Source organism: Burkholderia sp. Tr-20355 (genome assembly GCF_017104685.1).
Lineage (GTDB): Bacteria > Pseudomonadota > Gammaproteobacteria > Burkholderiales > Burkholderiaceae > Burkholderia > Burkholderia seminalis.
The window spans coordinates 1-19,006 of the sequence record NZ_JAAGPK010000102.1; the positions used below are offsets into that span (position 1 = coordinate 1).

Here is a 19,006-nt window from a genome sequence, read left to right on the forward strand (position 1 = left end):
AGCGAGTCGGTCCCACCCCTTCCCATCCCGAACAGGACCGTGAAACGACTCTACGCCGATGATAGTGCGGATTCCCGTGTGAAAGTAGGTAATCGTCAGGCTCCCTAAGCCAGGAACCCCCGCCCGACAAGGCGGGGGTTTTTGCATTTCGGCGGCGGAAATGCGCGTCGGCGCAGAAAGGTGCTCGATTCATCGCATCCATTCGACGACATCCCGACTCAAGATACGACGACCGTAAATTCGACCCCCGATTCAAAGTCCAGCGTCGTGGTCGAAAACCGCGGATCGTTGTCCAGGTATTGCTTGTAGGGTCGAACGGCATCCTCGGCTGTGTACATGTTGTCGGCAAGCACGACCGATCCCGGGCGCAGCAGGTGCTCGATCTGCTTGAACAGTCTCAGATAAGCGTCGGCCCAAACGTCGATGAATACCAGGTCGAAGGCCCCGTCCAATTCGGCAACGGTCTCGAATACGTCGCCCTCCCGCAAATCGACATAAGCGTCCAGGCCTGCCGTTTTCGCGTGCGCGCGCAGATGTGCGCACTTGAGCGCGTCGCGCTCGGTCGCGACGACCACGCCGCGGCCCAACATGCGCAGCGCCTCCGCGAAATACAGCGTGGACACGCCGCGGGAACTGCCGAGTTCGAGGATTCGGGCCGGCCGTTGCGAAAGCACCATGTTGCGCAGGAATCTTCCCGTTTCCGCCGACACGGCCAACGATAGCGGGCTGCCTTCCGAGGACTCGAAGTCTTCGCTGGACAACCCGAGCATTTCGAGAAATCGTCCCCGCAGCCGGGGAGCAAGCGCCTCGTATTCGTCGCCGAGCGTCAGGAACGCTTCGTTCGATCCCTGGAACTGCGCGCGTGCGCGCGCGATGATTTCGGCTCGGCTCTCCTCATGAAGCCTTTGCAGAAGAGCGATGGTGGGTGGAGTCATGTGCATTCCCTGGAGAGATTGATGAGGTCGACGACGCATCCAGCGACTGCTCCCTCCGCCGGGTTTCCCGCGCTGAGGTTCGGCCGCCGACCAACCGGCGATGCTACGTGCTTCGGGCGAGCGTGATGGCGCGTTCCGGACACGCCGTCACGCAAAGCCCGCATGACCGGCACGCATGCGCATTCGGCGTGTAGGCGACTTTCATTCCATGCACGCGCAACTTCAGGCGATGCATCATGCCGAGGCCGACGTAGTCGGACTGATCGATGCGCCGGATCTCGAATACGTTTTCCGGGCAAACGGTGACGCAATCCCCCTTGCCTTCGCAACGTTTCAGGTCGACGACCGGCGCAATCACCCCCGGCTTCTGTTTGCAGCTGCCCGTAGATCGTTCGCGCATGTTCACTCTCCCGTGCGCGGGTTGCTGCCCGATCGCCACGCGGCCCGAAAACGCTCGCGCTCTTCCGGCGTCATCGATTCCCACTTGCGCCAGTGGCGTCGGCCGTGCCAGCCACGGTGTCCGCGGAATCCGCCGAACAGAATGCGGCTCAACACCAGCAGGCCCAGCGCATGGGCGAAGTCGATCGTCCGGGCGCCGACGAATAACGCCGGCATCACCCAGTTCCACAGCATCATGACGACCCATCCGAGCACGCCTATGGCGATCACCACGAGCAGTGCCTTGCCGGCACATCTGATTCGAAAATTCATCCGTCGACTCCGTTAGTTGTCCAGTTCGTCATAAATGGGCTGCAGCCGGGCGCGCAGATGCAGGACCGCATAGCGTTTGCGCGCGAGCAGAGTATTGAGCGCGATACCGCTTTGCGCGGCCATCTCCTTGAAGGACTGCCCTTCCAGTTCATGCGCGATGAAAACCTCACGCTGATTGGCGGGCAACTCGTCGAGCGCATCCTGCAACGCCTTGAGCACCAGCGTGCGGGCGTAGAGCGCTTCGGGGCCGGCATCGTGCGCCGGTAGCGCGAGGTCCAGCCGATACTCGCCGTCCGGTTCGTCTTCGGCTTCGAGCAGATCGGTCAGCGGCTGCTCCTTCTTCTTGCGAAAACGATCGATGATGCGGTTGCGCGCGGTACGGAACAGCCACGCGCTCGCCTGCTCGATCGGGGCAGGCAGTCGATACGCCTGCACGAATTCGTAAAACACATCCTGCAGGATGTCCTCGGCATCGTCCGGGTCGCGTATCCGGCGCCGGATGAAGCTCACTAGCCTCGATCGTTCACGCATCACCGTCGCCGTGATGTCGCGGTCTGGGTCGGTCATCATGTGCGAAGTGGGTGGCGATTCCATGCCTGTGAAGACGTTTCAGGCGCCCGGATATTGTGGCGCCGGTGAAAATCCGCTGCTGAACGCTTTCCCTCGACGCACCACGGACAGTCGGCACGATAGTCCGATCTCGCCGAATCGACTCCGTCTTTTCCGACTTCGCAGCCCTGCCAACCTCTCGTCTGAACTGGTCAGGCCAGTCAGGCCTTAAGTTCCCGCCACCGCTGTCGTTAAACAGGACGTTGCCGGCCTTCGGCAACCCCATTCAAATAACGCGGTAACGGAGATCGAAGTCATCATGCTGTCCTCGATTCGTGCTCGGATACTTGCGACCTGCGTCGCCATCGTGGTCACGGCGCTGGCCGTGACGGGCGGACTGGTCTATTACGTCGTCAAGAACCACAACGACGAGGCCATCGACCAGAACCACAAGTCGATCCTCGCCGGCCACGCGCTCGCGATCAACGAATGGGTGGCCAGCAGGGCGCGGGCGACCCAGGCACTCGCCGACACGATCGCGATCGGCGAAGGCGACCCGCTGCCGGCATTGAAACTGCTCGGCAAGTCGGGTGGCTTCGAGGTGCTGACGCTTGGCTTGCCGGACAAGACTGCGTTCTCGAACGTCCCGCTCGCGCCCGGCTACGATCCGACCGCACGGCCCTGGTACAAGCAAGCCGTCAGCGCGGGCCAACTGGTCGTGACGGCGCTCTACCGTGATGCGACGACCGGCAAGCCGGCCGTCGCGTTCGCGGTGCCCGTGGTGCGCGACGGCACCGTGAAAGGCGTGCTGGCCGCCAGCCTGTTCATGGAGAGCGTGAGCGCGATCGTCACCTCCGTTCACCCGACACCGGCGAGCTTCGCATTCCTGGTGGACAAGAGCGGGCGCGTGATCGCGTCGGCGAAGACCGACCTGATCATGAAACCTGCGACCGGCCTTTCGCCTGCGCTCGACTCCGATCACCTCGGCGCGCTGCAAACGGCGTCCGCGCCCGTCGCGGTCGACATCGACGGGGCCACCAAGCTGGTGCGCGCACAGCCGATCGCAGGCACCGACTGGTCGCTGGTCCTCGCGCTCGACAAGGCCGACGTGACGGCCGGCATGCGTGCGGTCGCGACCACGACGCTGGCTGCCATCCTGATCGTCGCCGTCATCGCGGCGGCACTCGTCGGCGCGATGACGAACGCGGCCTTCAAGCGCATCCTGCTGGTTCGCGATGCGCTCATGGACGTCTCGAGCGGCAGTGGCGACCTGACGAAACGCCTGCCCGCCGACGGCGCGGACGAAGCCGCGCAGATCGCGCATGCGTTCAACCTGTTCGCCGAAAAGATCAGCACGATCCTGCTGCAGATTCGCGAATTCAGCGAATCCGTCAACCTCGCGAGCGCCGAGATCGCACAGGGCAACCAGGATCTGTCGAGCCGGACCGAACATGCGGCGTCGAGCTTGCAGGAGACGGCCGCCGCGCTCGAGGAAATCGCCGGCACGGCCCGCAACTCGGCCGATGCCGCCAGCCAGGTGAGCCGTCTGGCGGAATCCGCGTCGACTGTCGCGTTGCGCGGCGGCTCGGTCGTGAGCGAGGTCGTGTCGACGATGAACGACATCACGCAAGCGTCCGGCGAAATCGCCAACATCGTCGGCGTGATCGACGGCATTGCGTTCCAGACCAACATCCTCGCGTTGAACGCCGCCGTCGAGGCAGCACGCGCGAACGAGCACGGCCGCGGCTTTGCGGTCGTCGCGGGCGAGGTGCGTGCACTCGCACAGCGCAGCGCGCAAGCCGCCAAGGAGATCAAGCAGCTGATTCACTCGTCGGTCGAGAAGATCGAGGGCGGCTCCGGACTCGTCCAGACGGCCGGGGCGACGATGGACGAGATCGTCGAGGGCGTGCGCGGCATCACGGGCGTGATCGCCGAAATGACCGTGGCGGCGAAGGAGCAGAGCACGGGGCTCGAGCAGGTGAATCAGGCCGTGTCGCATCTCGACGACGCGACGCAGCAGAATGCGGCGCTCGTTGAGCAGTCGGCGGCCGCGGCGACGTTGTTGCGCGAGCAGGCTGCCAGGCTCGCGCAGACGGTCGGCGAGTTCAAGCTCGCGGACAATCGTGCGTCGGCGTTGCAGCCCGCTTGACGACGCGCGTATCGGCTACCCGACATTCGCGGCATGGACGGGTGCGGCACCTTCACCTGTGCGCGAATGTCCGGCAGCCGGAACCGGGCGCAGCCTACATGACCTGCGAAGCGTGCCCGGCGACGATGCGCCAGCCTGTGCCCGAGCGGCGCCAGAGGCGCGTATAGGCAAACGTGCCGTCGAACGCGATGCCGTCGAAATGGCCGGCGAGTGTCGCTTTCGTCGTGGTCAGGATCATCGCGTCGATCGCGCAGGCGCGCATTTCGTGGACGTCGAGTTTCTCCAGGCGCAGCAGCTTCGCACGATGCACGGACAGGTCGTCTTCCTTGGAAATGATCTGGCCGGTCGGGACGGTGAACACCAGATCGTCGTCCAGCAGCGTATCGAGCGCGTCGACGTCGTTGACCAGCATCGCCGCACGCAGCGCGGTTTCAAACGGTTCGATGACAGTACGGATTGCATCCATGTCGGATCCTCGCTTCATCCCCGAAGGGTTGCACACGCAGCGGCGGCGGATAAAACCTACCGCGCATTCGACAGCGATTGACGCCGGACCAGCATCACCACGCAGATGCCGATCGACGCGATGACGTTGACGACCGGATAGAACGCGACCGCGACACGCCACGTGTTCAGTGCCAGCAACGCCAGCGCGTACTTGAGCACGCACAGCGCGAAATAGACGAGGCTTTCGCTCCACGGATCGCGGATCGTCTTGCGCACGGTCGGGCCGAGGCCGGCAAGCTCGATCAGCGTGACCAGACAGATCGAGATCGTCGGGTCGTCGGTCAGCATCCACAACGGCACGGCCGACAGCGCCGCGCCCAGAAAAACCCAGTCGAGGCCGGTCCAGCCGCGATCGCCGCGAAAGATGCTCGCCACCAGCGTCAGAAGGCACGTGACGGCAATCGCCGCCGTGCACCATGCGGACGGCCCCGCGCCTGCAGCGAACTGGCCGGCCGCCGCGATCGCGGTGACGACCGACCAGACGAGCCACGTGAACAGATGCGGGCGAACGGTGCGCCGGTAGATCGCGAGCGCGTACGGAACCGCCGCCAGCAGGGACACGGCCGTGCCGATCACGCCAAAGACCGAAGCGGCACCCTGATCGATACTCCCCATCGACGCAACCTCGTGCGGACTGGCCGACCAGTATGTGGTCGGACGGCGCGGGGCGCAACGTCGTGCCGACGCACTGCTGCGTCGCGTTTTCACGCAGGCTCGCACCGGAATGCCGAAGCAATCACCTCCAAAACGAACGGCGCCGCGATCGTGACGCGGCAGGAAAACCCCGCTGCACGACGATCGAATGGATAGAAATAACCTCGTCAGTGAGAAGAAAAACTGTTCTTTCAAATCTCCTTTTGATCACCGACAGTTGGCCGACCGGACGACTGCCGCGATGCACGGCGGTCATGGGCCGAGGTCGTGGCCGCCAACGTCCGTCGTCGGGTCGAAGCCGGGCGGAGCACGCACACAAGCGCCGGGTCGTCACAACGGAGCCTTGAATGAACCCAACTTCAGCAGAAAGCCGTCAGCACACGGACTGGAGACGTCTCGCGGCGCAGGTCATCCCGAGAACGCGTGCGCATATCGGCGGGCGCGGCGTGCCGGCCCGCAGCGGGCGGACGTTCGCCGCGATCAATCCGGCGACCGAGGCCGTCATCGCGGAAGTCGCGTCGTGCGACGCGCCGGACGTCGACGATGCGGTGCGCGCCGCGCGCCACGCGTTCGAATCCGGCGTCTGGTCGCGCTGCGCGCCGGCCGAGCGCAAGCGCGTGCTGTGCCGGCTCGGCGAGCTCATCGCCGCGCATGGCGAAGAGCTCGCGCTGCTCGATTCGCTCAACATGGGCAAGCGCGTCGCGGACGCGTTCGGCATCGACGTGCCGGCCGCGGGCGGCCTGTTCAGTTGGTATGGCGAAGCCGTCGACAAGCTGCACGGCGAAGTCGCGTCGGCCGATCCCGGTAACCTCGCGGTCGTCACGCGCGAACCGCTGGGCGTGGTCGGCGTGGTCGTGCCGTGGAATTTTCCGCTCGACATGGTCGCGTGGAAGGTGGCGCCGGCGCTTGCCGCCGGCAACAGCGTCGTGCTGAAGCCGGCGGAACAGTCGCCGCTGTCCGCGCTGCGTGTCGCGGAGCTGGCGCTCGAGGCCGGCCTGCCGCCCGGCGTGCTGAACGTCGTGCCGGGTGACGGCGAGACCGCGGGGCGCGCGCTCGGACTGCATCCCGACGTCGACGTACTCGCGTTCACGGGATCGACGGCCGTCGGCAAGAAATTCCTCGAGTACGCCGCGCAGTCGAACATGAAGCAGGTGTGGCTCGAATGCGGCGGCAAGAGCCCGAACCTCGTCTTCGACGATGCGGACGATCTCGATCTCGCCGCACGCAAGGCGTGCTTCGGCATCTTCTTCAACCAGGGCGAAGTGTGTTCCGCGAACTCGCGGCTGCTGGTCCAGCGCTCGATCCACGATGCGTTCGTCGACCGGCTGATTGCGCATGCCGCTGCATTCATGCCGGGCGATCCGCTCGATCCGTCGAGCGGGATGGGCGCGATCGTCGACGAGCAGCAGCATCGGCGCGTGCGTGAATGGATCGCGCGCGGCCGCGACAGCGCGACGCTCGCGATCGGCGGCGGCGCACCGCGTGTCGACGGCAAGGGCTACTTCATCGAACCGACGATCTTCATCGACGTGCAGCCGGACGACGCGATCGCGCGCGAGGAAATCTTCGGACCGGTGCTGTCGGTGATGGCGTTCGACACCGAGGACGAGGCCGTGCGGCTCGCGAACGATTCGATCTATGGGCTCGCCGCGTCGGTGTGGACCGGCAGCCTGTCGCGCGCGCATCGCGTATCGGGCCGGCTGCGGGCCGGCACGGTGTCCGTCAACACGGTCGATGCGCTGAGCGCGCAGACGCCGTTCGGCGGGTTCCGCCAGTCGGGCTTCGGCCGCGATCTGTCGCTGCACGCGATCGACAAGTACACGGGCCTGAAGACGACCTGGATCAGCTACTGATTCGGCCCGGCGGGCCGCCAATGGCCGCGCCGGGCGGCACGACCGCGCTTTTATCCCTACAACGCACCGGAGACTTGCCCATGAATGCCCCCCACTTTCCGCATCGTACGACCCAGGACTATCAACGCAGCGACGCCGCGCATCACCTGCATGCATTCGTCGACCAGAAGGCGCTGAACAAGGAGGGCGCGCGCGTGATGGTGCGCGGCGAAGGTGTATATCTATGGGACAACGACGGCAACCGCTATCTGGACGGCATGTCCGGGCTGTGGTGCACCAACGTCGGTTATGGCCGGCCGGAGCTGGTCGACGCCGCCGCGCGGCAGATGAAGGCGCTGTCGTACTACAACATGTTCTTTCATACGACGCACCCGTCGGTGATCGAACTGTCGGAGCGGCTGTTCGCGCTGCTCGGCAATCGCTTCAGCCATGTGGTGTATACCAATTCGGGTTCCGAATCGAATGAGGTACTGATCCGCACGGTACGGCGCTTCTGGGACGTGATGGGCCAGCCGGCGAAGAAGGTGCTGATCGGCCGCGTGAACGGTTATCACGGGTCGACGGTCGGCAGCGCGTCGCTGGGCGGCATGGCGTTCATGCATGAAATGGGCGACCTGCCGATTCCGAACGTCACGCACGTCGACGAACCGTACTGGTACGCGAACGGCGGCGACCTGAGCCCCGAGGCATTCGGCAGGCAGGCGGCGCTGTCGCTCGAGCGCAAGATCCTCGAGATCGGTGCGGACCGCGTCGCCGCCTTCGTCGCGGAGCCGTTCCAGGGGGCGGGCGGGATGATTTTCCCGCCGGACGGCTACTGGCAGGAGATCGAACGCATCTGCCGCCAGTATGACGTGCTGCTTTGCGCGGATGAAGTGATCGGCGGCTTCGGCCGTACCGGCGAGTGGTTCGCGCATCGTCACTTCGGCTTCGAACCCGACCTGATCTGCATGGCCAAGGGGTTGACGTCGGGTTATGTGCCGATGGGCGGCCTGATCATGAGCCGGCGCGTCGGCGATGCGCTGGTTGACAAGGGCGGCGTCTATGCGCACGGCTTGACGTATTCGGGGCACCCGGTCGCGGCCGCCGTCGCGCTGGCGAACCTCGACGTGCTCGAGCGCGAGGGCCTCGTCGAGCGGACGAGGACGGATACGGGCCCGTACCTGCAGAAGGCGCTGCGCGACGCATTCGACGGTCACCCGCTCGTCGGCGAGATTCAGGGTGTGGGCGCGGTCGGTGCGATCCAGTTCGCGAAGGACAAGGCGACGCGCGAGCGCTTCGAGAACGAGGCCGACCTGACCTGGCACAGCCGGACGGTCGGTTTCGAACTCGGTGCGATCGTGCGATCGACCAACGGTCGCCTGATCGTCGCACCGCCGCTGGTGATCGATCATGCGCAGATCGACGAACTGGTCGGCACGATGCGCAAGGCGGTCGATGCGACCGCACGCGAAGTGCTCGGGATCGACTGCTGACCGGTCGAGCGGCGCGCTTTCGTCCGGCGACTGACTGCTCCGCGGCGCCGGTGCCAGCGTGAGGTGACAACCCGAATGTTCGAAGCGCACCGCGTGCGCTTCGCGCGTCAAGGCTCCGCTTTTGCCGCATGCACGTCGCGGCGAAACGCGCCGGGGCTCGTGCCCGTCCACTTGCGGAACGCGCGATGGAACGCGCTCGGCTCGGTGAAGCCGAGCTCGGCCGCGATCTCCGCGACGCTGAGCGCGTGAGCGCGCAGCAGCGACTGGGCCAGCGCGCCGCGCAGCTCGTCCTTGATCGCCGCGAAGCTCTGCCCTTCGCTGCGCAGGCGCCGCCGCAGCGTCGCCGGCGTCGTGCCGAGGCGCACGGCCAGCGCGTCGAAGTCGGGCCACTCGGCGGCCGGCAGCGCTTTCAGGTGCGCGCGCGTTTTCGCGACCCAGCCGGTGTCGTGCCGGTAGCGAACCAGCAGGTTGCCGGGCGCGCCGCGCAGGAAGGTTTTCAGTGCCTGCTCGGAACGGATCGTCGGCAGCGCGAGATACGCGGCGTTGAACGCGAGCCGGCTGTCGGGCCGGTCGAAATGCACGGGGACGCCGAAGAACTGGTGATAGTCGCTGCGCTGGTCGGGGCTTGGGCACGCGAAATCGATCCGTTGCAGCGGAATGCGCCGGCCGGTCAGCCAGCACGCGACGCCGAGCAGGATCAGCCAGAACGTGCGGTAGGCGAACGCAGGATAGGGTGCGCCCGTCTGCGTCAGCACGATTTGCGCCTGCCCGCCGGCCACGACGAGTTCGCCGTGCGGTTCGTCGAGCACCACGCGAAGGAACTGCAGCGCGCGGCGCAGCGCCTGCTCGAGCGTGCCGGCGTGCAGCACCGCGTGGCACAGCAGCGTGAAGCTGCCTCGTCGCATCGGGCGCGCGGCGAGGCCGAAGAATTCGTCGTCGAGCGTGCCGGCGATCGCCAGCCACAGCCGGCCGTACTGTTGCGGCGTGACGGGCTCGCGCACGGCGGCGGGGAGGCCGGCGGCGTGCAGTACCGGTTCTGTCGGCAGGCCTTGCCGGCGCAGGCACGCGAGCGCATCGTCGACGAAATCCGGCGAAATCATCTGCGGCCCCATTTTTCTGCGTCCTCCCGACATGGCAAAAGCGATCACGATTCTAGATTCTGTTTGTCATTGAATGCAATGTGCGGGCTGTCTACTATCGATGTATGCCCCGTCGCGCTCCTGGCTCGACGGCGGCCATAACGTACAGGAGACACGCATGCCTGATGGAGCGACCGCCCGGGCGGTGCCGGCCTACGCCGACGCCGTGGCCCGGTTCAGAATCGAGACCGCCGCCGCGCAGCTGCACGGCGATCTGGAGCGCGGCATGAACGCGTGCGTCGAGTGCTGCGACCGGCACGCGACGGCGGACGCGGTCGCACTCGACTGGATCGACATCGGCGGGCGGCACCACCGCTTCACGTTCGCGCAGATGCAGGCGTGGTCGGCGCGGGTCGCGAACCTGCTCGTCGCGCAGGGCGTGAAGCCGGGCGACGTGGTGGCCGGCCTGCTGCCGCGCACGCCCGAGCTCGTCGCGACGATCCTCGGCACGTGGCGCGCGGGCGCCGTCTACCAGCCGCTGTTCACCGCATTCGGCCCGAAGGCGATCGAACACCGGCTGCGCATGAGCGATGCACGCGTCGTCGTGACCAACGTCGCGAATCGCGCGAAGCTCGACGAGATCGACGATTGCCCGCCGGTCGCGACGGTGCGCGAACCGGGCGACACGCTGCCCGAGCGCGACATCGATTTCCGCGCGGCGCTCGATGCGCAGCCCGATACGTTCGAACCCGTGCCGCGCAAGGGCACGGACCTGTTCATGATGATGTCGACGTCGGGGACGACGGGCTTGCCGAAGGGCGTGCCGGTGCCGCTGTACGCGTTGCTCGCGTTCGGCGCCTACATGCGCGAAGCGGTTGATCTGCGCGCAGGCGACCGATTCTGGAACATCGCCGATCCGGGCTGGGCGTACGGCCTCTATTACGCGATCACGGGCCCGCTCGTGCTCGGCCATGCGACGACGCTCTACGAAGGCAGCTTCACGGTCGAGAGCACGTACGACGTGATCGAACGGCTCGGCATCACGAGCCTGGCCGGCTCTCCGACCGCGTACCGGATGCTGATGGCCGCCGGGCCGGAAGCGGCGGCGCGCGTGAAAGGCAAGCTGCGCGTGGTCAGCAGCGCGGGCGAGCCGCTGAATCCGGAGGTCGTGCGCTGGTTCGACGCGGCGCTCGGCGCGCCGATTTACGATCACTACGGCCAGACCGAGCTCGGGATGGTCGTGAACAACCATCACGGTCTCGCGCACGTGGTGCATGTCGGTTCCGCCGGCCTGGCGATGCCGGGCTACCGTGTCGCGGTACTCGACGAAGCGGGCCGCGAGCTGGGCCCCGGCGAACCGGGCAACCTCGCGATCGACATCGCGCGCTCGCCGCTGCTGTGGTTCCGCGGCTATTGGCGGCAGGACACGCCGGCGATCGCGGGCGGCTATTACCGGACCGGCGACAACGTCGAGCTGGAGCCGGACGGCACCGTGAGCTTCATCGGCCGCGCGGACGACGTGATCACGTCGTCCGGCTACCGGATCGGCCCGTTCGACGTGGAAAGCGCGCTGATCGAGCATAAGGCCGTCAGCGAAGCCGCGGTGATCGGCGTGCCCGATCCGGAGCGTACGGAGATCGTGAAGGCGTTCGTCGTGCTGTCGAAGGGCTTCGACGGCACGCCGGAACTGGCCGAGGAATTGAGCCTGCACGTGAAGCGGCGACTGTCCGCTCACGCGTATCCGCGCGCGATCGACTTCGTCGGCGCGCTGCCGAAAACCCCGAGCGGCAAGATCCAGCGCTTCGTGCTGCGCAAGATGGAAGCCGAGAAGGCCGCTCAACCCTGAATACGGACTGCGAATGAATATCAAGGATCGCGTTTTTCTGATTACGGGCGCCGGCTCGGGCCTGGGCGCCGCGGTGGCGCGCATGGTCGTCGGGGCCGGCGGCAAGGCCGTGCTGCTGGACGTCAATGACGATGCCGGGACGAACCTCGCGCACGAACTCGGGGCGGCCGCCCGCTTCGTGAAGACCGACGTGACGAACGAAGCCGACGGCCAGGCGGCCGTCGCCGCCGCGCGCGACGCGTTCGGCCGCATCGACGCGCTGGTCAACTGCGCGGGCGTCGCGCCGGGCGAGAAGGTCGTCGGCCGCGACGGTCCGCACTCGCTCGACCGTTTCGTCCGTGCGGTGTCGATCAATCTGGTCGGCACGTTCAACATGATCCGGCTGGCCGCCGAAGCGATGTCGAAGCAGGACGCCGATGCGGAAGGCGAGCGTGGCGTGATCGTCAACACCGCATCGGTCGCGGCGTTCGACGGGCAGATCGGGCAGGCGGCGTATGCTGCATCGAAAAGCGGCGTGGTGGGCATGACGCTGCCGATCGCGCGTGAACTCGCGCGCTTCGGCATCCGCGTCGTGACGGTCGCGCCGGGCATCTTCGCGACGCCGATGATGGCCGGCATGCCGCAGGACGTGCAGGACGCGCTCGGCAAGAGCGTGCCGTTCCCGCCGCGGCTCGGCCGCCCGGAAGAATTTGCGGCGCTGGTGCGCCACATCGCCGAGAACACGATGCTGAACGGCGAAGTCATCCGTCTCGATGGCGCGTTGCGCATGGCACCGCGCTGACACTGGAGGAAGCGAATCATGACGACTCAGGATCCGATCGTAATCGTTGGCACGGCGCGTACGCCGATGGGTGGTTTTCAGGGCGACCTGGCGGGGGCCAGTGCGAGCGACCTCGGCGCGGTCGCGATTCGCGCGGCGCTCGAGCGCGCGAACGTGCCGGCCGAACGCATCGACGAAATCGTGTTCGGCTGCGTGCTGCCGGCCGGCCAGGGCCAGGCGCCGGCACGACAGGCCGCGCTGAAGGCCGGGCTACCGCTCGGCGCAGGCGCGACCACGGTCAACAAGATGTGCGGTTCGGGGATGAAGGCCGCGATGTTCGCGCATGACCTGCTGCTGGCCGGTTCGGCGGCGGTGGTCGTCGCGGGCGGGATGGAGAGCATGACGAATGCGCCGTACCTGCTGCCGAAGGCGCGCGCCGGGATGCGCATGGGCCACGGTCAGGTGCTCGATCACATGTTCCTCGACGGGCTCGAGGACGCGTACGAGAAGGGTCGCCTGATGGGCACGTTCGCCGAGGATTGCGCGCAGGCGTACCAGTTCACGCGGGAGGCGCAGGATGCGTTCGCGATCGCGTCGCTCACGCGTGCGCAGCGCGCGATCGCGGAGGGGCGTTTCGTATCGGAGATCGCACCGGTGACCGTGAAGGCCGGCAAGACGGAAAGCGTCGTGTCGATCGACGAGCAGCCGGGCAAGGCAAAGCTCGACAAGATCCCGACGCTGAAGCCCGCGTTCCGCGAAGGCGGCACGGTGACGGCCGCGAACGCGTCGTCGATCTCGGACGGTGCGGCCGCGCTCGTGATGATGCGCCGCTCGGAAGCCGAACGTCTCGGCCTCACGCCGAAGGCCGTGATCGTCGGGCATTCGACGTTTGCGGACAAGCCCGGCCTGTTCGCGACCGCGCCGATCGGCGCGCTGCGCAGGCTGTCGGAGAAAACCGGCTGGAACCTGCGCGACGTCGACCTGTTCGAGATCAACGAAGCGTTCGCGGTGGTGCCGATGGCCGCGATGCGCGACCTCGACCTGCCGCACGAGAAGGTCAACGTGCATGGCGGCGCGTGCGCGCTCGGGCATCCGATCGGCGCATCGGGTGCGCGCGTGATGGTGACGCTGCTGGCCGCGCTCGACACGTATGGGCTCAAGCGCGGCGTCGCATCGCTGTGCATCGGCGGGGGCGAGGCGACGGCGATCGCGATCGAACGGGTCGCGTAACGCATCGCGGAATACGCACGCTGCAACGCGGGCGACGGGTCTGGCGCGGGGTGAACCTGCGCGTGACCCGTCGCCCGATTTTCATTCGGGAGAACTTGCCTTCGGCGACACCGCGCCGCACGCACGAATCACGAGCTGCACGACCTGCTCGGTCTTCTCGTCGAACGCCTTCTGCGTGAACGCGCGCTTGCCGCTCAGCGCGCGGATCTGCGCGTCGAAATCCGCGTAGTGCTGGGTGGTCGCCCAGATCAGGTACATCAGCGCGTGCGGGTCGATCGGCGCGAGCAACCCGCGCGCGATCCAGCCGTCGATCACGTTCACGCGGGTGTCGAACCACGGCTTCACGCGTTCCGACAGGATGTCCTGCATGTGCTCCGCGCCCTGGATGATCTCGTTGGCCCACACCTTCGAGCCGAGCGGGCGCCGCCGCGACAGCGCCATCTTCGCGCGCACGTAGCCGCCGATCGCTTCCACCGGATCGTCGCTGGCCTCGAACGAACCGGCCGCGCGATGCCATTCCTCGAACAGGTCGTCGAGCATGCGGCGGTACAGCGCGAGCTTCGTCGGGAAGTAGTAATGCAGGTTCGCTTTCGGCAAGCCGGCGCGTTCCGCGATCGTCGCGGTGCTCGCGCCGTCGAACCCGCGTTCGGCGAACACGGCCTCCGCACAGGCGAGCAGATGCGCTTCGTTGGATTCGCGGATGTGTGCCTTGCGTCGCCGCAAAGGCGCGGACGTCTCGTCGCTGTCGGTGGCTTCGGCTGCGGCCTCGTCATGTCTCATCGTTACCCTCGCGCGGCGGGCGTGCCGCGTTGGGCTTCATTCTAGCCGCTGATCCACGTCGAACGCACGCATGCGGACAGCGCGTCCGCCGCGATGCTGCGTTGCGATGGCACGTTTCTCGCTCTGTCCATTCCCGCAAGAAAGAGATTGCTTTGGTGATTTTGATCGTCTAAAACCTGTCCAATCGGACAGGATTTGACGGGTTTCGCACACGACACAAGCATGCACCGCCGATGGGCGCGCATGCCCCGAAACCGGCATGACGCGCACCGGCACAGACCGGGCTGACGACATCACCGACCCCACAGGAGCGATACGAATGAATGCGGTATCGGAAACAGTGAAGCGGGCAGCGTTCGACACGTCGATCAAGGTCGACGGGAAGCGGTTGTGGGAGAGCCTGATGGAGGTCGCGAAGATCGGCGCAACGCCGAAAGGCGGCGTGTGCCGCCTCGCGCTGACCGATCTCGACAAGGCCGGCCGCGACCTGATCGTCGGCTGGGCGAAGGCCGCCGGCTGCACGGTGACGGTCGATACGATGGGCAACGTGTTCATGCGCCGCGCGGGCCGCGTGGCCGACGCGACGCCGGTCGTCACGGGCTCGCACGCGGATTCGCAGCCGACCGGCGGCCGCTTCGACGGCATCTACGGCGTGCTCGGCGGCCTCGAGGTGATTCGCAGTCTCAACGATCACGGGATCGAGACCGAGCATCCGGTCGAGGTCGTGATCTGGACCAACGAGGAAGGCTCGCGTTTCGCGCCCGCGATGGTCGCGTCCGGCGTGTTCGCGGGCGTTTTTTCGCTCGAGTACGGGCTGTCGCGCAAGGACGTGGACGGCAAGACGATCGGCGAGGAACTGGCGCGCATCGGCTACGCGGGCGACGTGCCGTGCGGCGGGCGCAAGCTGCACGCGGCGTTCGAACTGCATATCGAACAGGGACCGATTCTCGAAGCGGAATGCAAGACGATCGGCGTCGTGACCGATGCGCAGGGGCAGCGCTGGTACGAGATCACGTTCACCGGCCAGGAAGCGCACGCGGGGCCCACGCCGATGCCGCGCCGCCGCGATGCGCTGCTCGGTGCGTCGCGCGTCGTCGATCTCGTCAACCGGATCGGCCTCGATCACGCGCCGTTCGGCTGCGCGACGGTCGGCATGATGCAGGTCCACCCGAACTCGCGCAACGTGATTCCGGGCCGCGTGTTCTTCACCGTCGACTTCCGGCATCCGGACGACGCGGTGCTCGCAAAAATGGATGCGGCGCTGCGCGACGGTGTCGCGCGCATCGCGGCCGACATCGGGCTCGACACGGCGCTCGAGCAGATTTTCTACTACAAGCCGGTTGCGTTCGATGCCGCCTGCGTCGAGGCCGTGCGCGGCGCGGCCGATCGCTTCGGCTACTCGCATCGCGACATCGTATCGGGTGCCGGACACGACGCATGTTATCTGGCGCAGGTCGCCCCGACCTCGATGGTGTTCGTGCCGTGTGTCGACGGCATCAGCCACAACGAGATCGAGGACGCGACACCCGCATGGATCGAGGCCGGCGCGAACGTGCTGCTGCACGCGATGCTGTCGCGCGCCTGCGAGCCGGTTTCATGACGCATCGACCGTAGCAGTCGGCAGGCTGCGTATCGCCTGATTGCAGGATGCCTCAGCATGACCGCCCCGACTGTGCGTTCGCAGCCGGCGGGGACGGCTTTGTCTCCACTCAGTCGAAGGAACGCGTATGACCACCAAGCCAACCGGCGATATCGCCGCGCATCGCCTGTCGTCCACGCAACTCTCGTGCGAATTCGCCGATATCGCGCCGCTGCTCGATCCGACTGCCGCGGCGGCCGCCGCGAGCCGCTGCCACTACTGCTACGACGCGCCGTGCGTGCAGGCCTGCCCGACGCAGATCGACATCCCGAGCTTCATCCGCAAGATCGGCAACGGCAACCTGAAGGGCGCCGCGACCGACATCCTGTCCGCGAATCCGCTTGGCGGGATGTGCGCGCGCGTCTGCCCGACCGAGATCCTGTGCGAAGGCGCGTGCGTGCGGAATCACCAGGATGCGCAGCCGGTTGCGATCGGCGCGCTGCAGCGGCACGCGACCGACTGGGCGATGGCGACCGGCGCGGTGCAGTTCCGGCGCGCGCCCGACACGGGCCGCCATGTCGCGGTGGTCGGCGCGGGGCCGGCCGGGCTCGCGTGCGCGCACCGCCTCGCGCTCGCCGGGCATCGCGTCACGTTGTTCGACGCGCGCCCGAAGGCCGGCGGCCTCAACGAATACGGGATCGCCGCGTACAAGACCGTCGACGATTTCGCGCAGCGCGAAGTCGAGTGGCTGCTGTCGGTCGGCGGCATCACGCCGGCAACGGGCGTCGCGCTCGGCCGCGACGTGACGCTCGACGCGCTGCGCGAGCAGCACGATGCGGTGTTCCTTGCGATGGGTCTGGGCGGCGTGCGGGCCCTCGCGATCGACGGCGAGCAACTGGGCGGCGTGATGAACGCGGTCGACTTCATCGAGCAGGTGCGGCAGGCCGACGGGCTCGAGAACGTGCCGGTCGGGCGGCGCGTGGTCGTGATCGGCGGCGGCAATACGGCGATCGATGCGGCGGTGCAGAGCCGCAAGCTCGGCGCGGAGCGCGTGACGATGGTGTATCGGCGCGGCGTCGACGCGATGAGCGCGACGTGGGCCGAGCGCGAATTTGCGCAGAAGAGCGGCGTCACGCTCGTCACGCACGCGAAGCCCGTGCGCATCGCGGGCGCGAACGGGCAGGTGACCGGCGTCGAATTCGAGGCGGCGTCGGGCGAGCGCTTCACCGTCGAGGCGGACATGGTGCTGAAGGCGATCGGGCAGACGCTGGTGCCGGACGGAATCGCGGCCGCGTTGCTGACGGCCGACGGCACGCGCATCGCGGTGGAGGCCGACGGGCGTACGGCGCTGCCCGACGTATGGGCTGGCGGCGACTGCGCGGCGACGGATGGCATCGACCTCACGGTGCAGGCGGTGCAGGACGGCAAGCGCGCGGCCGCCTCGATCGATGCGGCGCTGGCGGCGCGCGACGCGAAGGCGGCCTGAACGCGCGACGTATCCAGGCATACCGAGCACGACACCATTCTTCTGGAGCCGACCATGGCCGACCTTCGCTGCACCATCGCAGGCATCACTTCGCCGAATCCGTTCTGGCTGGCGTCCGCGCCGCCGACCGACAAGGCCTACAACGTCAACCGCGCCTTCGAGGCGGGCTGGGGCGGCGTCGTCTGGAAGACGCTCGGGCTCGATCCGCACGTCGTCAACGTCAGTTCGCGCTACGGCGCCGTGCAGTGGAACGGCCAGCGCATCGCGGGGCTGAACAACATCGAGCTGATCACCGACCGTCCGCTCGACGTGAACCTGAGAGAGATCGCGCAGGTGAAGCGCGACTGGCCGGACCGCGCGCTGATCGTGTCGCTGATGGTGCCGTGCAACGAACGCGACTGGAAATGGATCCTGCCGCTCGTCGAGGATACCGGGGCCGATGCGGTCGAACTCAACTTCGGCTGTCCGCACGGGATGAGCGAGCGCGGCATGGGCGCGGCCGTCGGGCAGGTGCCCGAATACGTCGAGATGGTCACGCGCTGGGTGAAGGAAGGCACGAAGCTGCCGTGCCTCGTGAAGCTCACGCCGAACATCAGCGATATCCGGATGGGGTCGCGCGCCGCATACAAGGGCGGCGCGGACGGCGTGTCGCTGATCAACACGATCAACTCGATCGTCGCGGTCGACCTCGATCAGATGGCGCCGATGCCGACGGTCGACGGCAAGGGCACGCACGGCGGCTATTGCGGGCCGGCCGTGAAGCCGATCGCACTGAACATGGTGGCCGAGATCGCACGCGACCCCGAAACGCCGAACCTGCCGATCTCGGGCATCGGCGGCATCTCGTCATGGCGCGACGCGGCCGAATTCATGGTGCTCGGCGCCGGCAGCGTGCAGGTGTGCACCGCGGCGATGCATTACGGATTCCGGATCGTGTCGGATCTCGCCGACGGGCTGTCGAACTGGATGGACGAGAAGGGCTACGCGACGCTCGACGATATTCGCGGCCGCGCGGTGCCGAACGTGACCGACTGGAAATACCTGAACCTGAAGTACGACATCAAGGCGCGCATCGACCAGGACCGCTGCATCCAGTGCGGGCTGTGCCATATCGCGTGCGAGGACACGTCGCACCAGGCGATCACGGCGACGAAGGACGGCGTGCGGCACTTCGAAGTGGTCGACTCGGAGTGCGTCGGGTGCAATCTTTGCATGCACGTGTGTCCGGTCGAGCAATGCATCACGATGGAGCGTGTCGATTCGGGCGACTACGCGAACTGGACCACGCATCCGAACAATCCGGCGAGTGCCGAAGCCGGTGCGGGCACCGCGGCGCCACCCGAGAAGCATGCGAAGGCGGCCTGACCGGCGTCCGGCGGCGCGCAATGTCCGCGCCGCCGCTTTTCGTGACCCCTG

General features: G+C 67.0%; 17 protein-coding genes and 1 rRNA gene. 10 read left to right on the plus strand and 8 right to left on the minus strand.

Translation table 11 applies throughout. The annotated features are described in order from the left end of the window. Positions 1-101 (plus strand): 5S ribosomal RNA (gene rrf / locus G3N62_RS23030); the annotation flags it as partial. Positions 102-218: 117 nt separating this feature from the next. Here rrf and G3N62_RS23035 read toward each other — a convergent pair. The 4 genes from G3N62_RS23035 to G3N62_RS23050 all read right to left on the minus strand — a co-directional run bounded on the left by G3N62_RS23035 (position 219) and on the right by G3N62_RS23050 (position 2,240). Beyond that, complete coding sequence (locus tag G3N62_RS23035) at positions 219-935, minus strand: class I SAM-dependent methyltransferase (RefSeq protein WP_124670520.1); 717 nt, start codon at positions 933-935, stop codon at positions 219-221. Between the two features lie 103 nt (positions 936-1,038). Then, positions 1,039-1,335 carry a 4Fe-4S dicluster domain-containing protein gene (locus G3N62_RS23040; protein ID WP_034190682.1) on the minus strand — a complete coding sequence of 99 codons (297 nt, stop codon included), beginning with the start codon at positions 1,333-1,335 and terminating at the stop codon, positions 1,039-1,041. A gap of 2 nt (positions 1,336-1,337) precedes the next feature. Beyond that, a complete protein-coding gene (locus G3N62_RS23045) occupies positions 1,338-1,646 on the minus strand; it encodes a hypothetical protein (RefSeq protein ID WP_034190681.1) in 309 nt (102 codons plus the stop codon). Between the two features lie 12 nt (positions 1,647-1,658). After that, a complete protein-coding gene (locus tag G3N62_RS23050; RefSeq protein WP_175902134.1) occupies positions 1,659-2,240 on the minus strand; it encodes a sigma-70 family RNA polymerase sigma factor in 582 nt (193 codons plus the stop codon). 274 nt (positions 2,241-2,514) lie between these two features. Here G3N62_RS23050 and G3N62_RS23055 point away from each other — a divergent pair, with 274 nt between their 5' ends. After that, positions 2,515-4,344, plus strand: a complete 1,830-nt coding sequence (locus tag G3N62_RS23055; RefSeq protein WP_124609257.1) for a methyl-accepting chemotaxis protein — start codon at positions 2,515-2,517, stop codon at positions 4,342-4,344. 94 nt (positions 4,345-4,438) lie between these two features. Here the strand turns inward: G3N62_RS23055 and G3N62_RS23060 are convergent, their stop codons facing one another. Next, complete coding sequence (locus G3N62_RS23060; protein ID WP_124670521.1) at positions 4,439-4,810, minus strand: nuclear transport factor 2 family protein; 372 nt, start codon at positions 4,808-4,810, stop codon at positions 4,439-4,441. A gap of 56 nt (positions 4,811-4,866) precedes the next feature. Next, positions 4,867-5,466, minus strand: a complete 600-nt coding sequence (locus G3N62_RS23065; RefSeq protein ID WP_124670522.1) for a hypothetical protein — start codon at positions 5,464-5,466, stop codon at positions 4,867-4,869. A 386-nt stretch (positions 5,467-5,852) separates the two neighbouring features. Between G3N62_RS23065 and G3N62_RS23070 the strand changes: the two genes are divergently transcribed. Together G3N62_RS23070 and G3N62_RS23075 are read left to right on the plus strand one after the other, a co-directional pair. Beyond that, a complete protein-coding gene (locus G3N62_RS23070) occupies positions 5,853-7,358 on the plus strand; it encodes an aldehyde dehydrogenase (RefSeq protein ID WP_124670523.1) in 1,506 nt (501 codons plus the stop codon). 80 nt (positions 7,359-7,438) lie between these two features. Further along, positions 7,439-8,830: an aspartate aminotransferase family protein gene (locus G3N62_RS23075; RefSeq protein WP_124670524.1), complete on the plus strand. Its 1,392-nt coding sequence runs from the start codon at positions 7,439-7,441 to the stop codon at positions 8,828-8,830. A gap of 107 nt (positions 8,831-8,937) precedes the next feature. Here G3N62_RS23075 and G3N62_RS23080 read toward each other — a convergent pair whose 3' ends face one another. Then, complete coding sequence (locus tag G3N62_RS23080) at positions 8,938-9,942, minus strand: AraC family transcriptional regulator (RefSeq protein ID WP_049029564.1); 1,005 nt, start codon at positions 9,940-9,942, stop codon at positions 8,938-8,940. A gap of 145 nt (positions 9,943-10,087) precedes the next feature. Between G3N62_RS23080 and G3N62_RS23085 the strand changes: the two genes are divergently transcribed. From G3N62_RS23085 to G3N62_RS23095, 3 genes are read left to right on the plus strand one after another with little or no spacing between them, the layout of a single operon-like run. Continuing rightward, positions 10,088-11,755 carry an acyl-CoA synthetase gene (locus tag G3N62_RS23085; protein WP_034190691.1) on the plus strand — a complete coding sequence of 556 codons (1,668 nt, stop codon included), beginning with the start codon at positions 10,088-10,090 and terminating at the stop codon, positions 11,753-11,755. A 13-nt stretch (positions 11,756-11,768) separates the two neighbouring features. Beyond that, positions 11,769-12,536 carry a 3-hydroxyacyl-CoA dehydrogenase gene (locus G3N62_RS23090; RefSeq protein ID WP_034190674.1) on the plus strand — a complete coding sequence of 256 codons (768 nt, stop codon included), beginning with the start codon at positions 11,769-11,771 and terminating at the stop codon, positions 12,534-12,536. An 18-nt stretch (positions 12,537-12,554) separates the two neighbouring features. Continuing rightward, the gene (locus G3N62_RS23095) at positions 12,555-13,745 is read left to right on the plus strand and encodes an acetyl-CoA C-acetyltransferase (RefSeq protein WP_124670525.1); all 1,191 of its coding nucleotides are present in this window, start codon (positions 12,555-12,557) and stop codon (positions 13,743-13,745) included. A gap of 81 nt (positions 13,746-13,826) precedes the next feature. On the opposite strand, the gene G3N62_RS23100 is transcribed toward G3N62_RS23095, so the two are convergent. Further along, the gene (locus G3N62_RS23100; RefSeq protein WP_124670526.1) at positions 13,827-14,525 is read right to left on the minus strand and encodes a TetR/AcrR family transcriptional regulator; all 699 of its coding nucleotides are present in this window, start codon (positions 14,523-14,525) and stop codon (positions 13,827-13,829) included. A 319-nt stretch (positions 14,526-14,844) separates the two neighbouring features. Here G3N62_RS23100 and G3N62_RS23105 point away from each other — a divergent pair, with 319 nt between their 5' ends. From G3N62_RS23105 to preA, 3 genes are all read left to right on the plus strand, one after another. Continuing rightward, positions 14,845-16,125 (plus strand): Zn-dependent hydrolase, encoded by a 1,281-nt coding sequence (locus G3N62_RS23105; protein WP_124670527.1) that lies wholly within the window; start codon positions 14,845-14,847, stop codon positions 16,123-16,125. A gap of 127 nt (positions 16,126-16,252) precedes the next feature. Further along, positions 16,253-17,590, plus strand: a complete 1,338-nt coding sequence (locus G3N62_RS23110) for an NAD(P)-dependent oxidoreductase (protein WP_124670528.1) — start codon at positions 16,253-16,255, stop codon at positions 17,588-17,590. A gap of 54 nt (positions 17,591-17,644) precedes the next feature. After that, entirely contained in the window at positions 17,645-18,955 is a 1,311-nt protein-coding gene (gene preA / locus G3N62_RS23115) for an NAD-dependent dihydropyrimidine dehydrogenase subunit PreA (protein WP_034190669.1), read from the plus strand. The last annotated feature ends 51 nt before the right edge of the window (positions 18,956-19,006 follow it).

Excerpts from the sequence above, each read along its gene's own strand:
- G3N62_RS23035 (WP_124670520.1), bottom strand. The coding sequence starts at position 935 with ATGACTCCACCCACCATCGCTCTTCTGCAAAGGCTTCATGAGGAGAGC.
- G3N62_RS23040 (WP_034190682.1), bottom strand. The coding sequence starts at position 1,335 with ATGCGCGAACGATCTACGGGCAGCTGCAAACAGAAGCCGGGGGTGATT.
- G3N62_RS23045 (WP_034190681.1), bottom strand. The coding sequence starts at position 1,646 with ATGAATTTTCGAATCAGATGTGCCGGCAAGGCACTGCTCGTGGTGATC.
- G3N62_RS23050 (WP_175902134.1), bottom strand. The coding sequence starts at position 2,240 with ATGGAATCGCCACCCACTTCGCACATGATGACCGACCCAGACCGCGAC.
- G3N62_RS23055 (WP_124609257.1), top strand. The coding sequence starts at position 2,515 with ATGCTGTCCTCGATTCGTGCTCGGATACTTGCGACCTGCGTCGCCATC.
- G3N62_RS23060 (WP_124670521.1), bottom strand. The coding sequence starts at position 4,810 with ATGGATGCAATCCGTACTGTCATCGAACCGTTTGAAACCGCGCTGCGT.
- G3N62_RS23065 (WP_124670522.1), bottom strand. The coding sequence starts at position 5,466 with ATGGGGAGTATCGATCAGGGTGCCGCTTCGGTCTTTGGCGTGATCGGC.
- G3N62_RS23070 (WP_124670523.1), top strand. The coding sequence starts at position 5,853 with ATGAACCCAACTTCAGCAGAAAGCCGTCAGCACACGGACTGGAGACGT.
- G3N62_RS23075 (WP_124670524.1), top strand. The coding sequence starts at position 7,439 with ATGAATGCCCCCCACTTTCCGCATCGTACGACCCAGGACTATCAACGC.
- G3N62_RS23080 (WP_049029564.1), bottom strand. The coding sequence starts at position 9,942 with ATGGGGCCGCAGATGATTTCGCCGGATTTCGTCGACGATGCGCTCGCG.
- G3N62_RS23085 (WP_034190691.1), top strand. The coding sequence starts at position 10,088 with ATGCCTGATGGAGCGACCGCCCGGGCGGTGCCGGCCTACGCCGACGCC.
- G3N62_RS23090 (WP_034190674.1), top strand. The coding sequence starts at position 11,769 with ATGAATATCAAGGATCGCGTTTTTCTGATTACGGGCGCCGGCTCGGGC.
- G3N62_RS23095 (WP_124670525.1), top strand. The coding sequence starts at position 12,555 with ATGACGACTCAGGATCCGATCGTAATCGTTGGCACGGCGCGTACGCCG.
- G3N62_RS23100 (WP_124670526.1), bottom strand. The coding sequence starts at position 14,525 with ATGAGACATGACGAGGCCGCAGCCGAAGCCACCGACAGCGACGAGACG.
- G3N62_RS23105 (WP_124670527.1), top strand. The coding sequence starts at position 14,845 with ATGAATGCGGTATCGGAAACAGTGAAGCGGGCAGCGTTCGACACGTCG.
- G3N62_RS23110 (WP_124670528.1), top strand. The coding sequence starts at position 16,253 with ATGACCACCAAGCCAACCGGCGATATCGCCGCGCATCGCCTGTCGTCC.
- preA (WP_034190669.1), top strand. The coding sequence starts at position 17,645 with ATGGCCGACCTTCGCTGCACCATCGCAGGCATCACTTCGCCGAATCCG.